The organism is Nesterenkonia haasae, from assembly GCF_010119385.1.
Lineage (GTDB): Bacteria > Actinomycetota > Actinomycetes > Actinomycetales > Micrococcaceae > Nesterenkonia > Nesterenkonia haasae.
On record NZ_VFIE01000038.1, the window covers coordinates 1,417 to 2,453 of the forward strand.

Sequence of the window (1,037 nt, forward strand, 5' to 3'; positions counted from 1 at the left end):
TGGGGCTTCGATCAAGAGCTTCGCCTTGCGGCTGACCCCATCAATTAACCTTCCAGCACCGGGCAGGCGTCACACCCTATACGTCCACTTTCGTGTTTGCAGAGTGCTGTGTTTTTGATAAACAGTCGCAGCGGCCTGGTTACTGCGACCCTCTTCAGCTATAGCTCGCACGAGCCACCAAAAAGGGTGCACCTTCTCCCGAAGTTACGGTGCCATGTTGCCTAGTTCCTTCACCCGAGTTCTCTCAAGCGCCTGAGAATTCTCATCCTACCCACCTGTGTCGGTTTACGGTACGGTCTGCGTAAGCTGAAGCTTAGGAGCTTTTCCTGGAAGCGTGGTATCAGTGACTTCGCCTTAAAGGCTCGTCTCGGTGCTCGGTCTTAGAGGATCCCGGATTTGCCAAAGATCCAAACCTACCGCCTTTCCCCAGGACAACCAACGCCTGGTACACCTAACCTTCTCCGTCCCTCCATCGCACTTACGCGAGGTGCAGGAATATTAACCTGCTTCCCATCGACTACGACTTTCGTCCTCGCCTTAGGGGCCGACTCACCCTGCGCCGATTAACGTTGCGCAAGGAAACCTTGGGCTTTCGGCGTGCGGGTTTTTCACCCGCATTATCGTTACTCATGTCAGCATTCGCACTTCCGATACCTCCAGCAGACTTCTCAATCCACCTTCAACGGCTTACGGAACGCTCCTCTACCGCGCATAACAAAGTTATGCACCCCAAGCTTCGGTTCTGTGCTTAGCCCCGTTAAATCTTCCCCGCAGACCGACTCGACCAGTGAGCTATTACGCTTTCTTTAAAGGGTGGCTGCTTCTAAGCCAACCTCCTGGCTGTCTGTGCCTTTCCACATGGTTTTCCACTTAGCACAAAATTTGGGACCTTAGCTGTGGGTCTGGGTTGTTTCCCTTTTCACGACGGACGTTAGCACCCGCCGTGTGTCTCCCATACAGTCCGTCTCGGTATTCGGAGTTTGCAATGGTTTGGTAAGTCGCGATGACCCCCTAGCCATAACAGTGCTCTACCCCCG

The 1,037-nt window shown here is 53.8% G+C and carries 1 rRNA gene (running past both ends of the window); it reads right to left on the reverse strand.

Annotated features, from left to right (window positions below):
• Positions 1-1,037 (reverse strand): 23S ribosomal RNA (locus FH975_RS16155) (it extends past both window edges: 1,054 nt to the left, 869 nt to the right).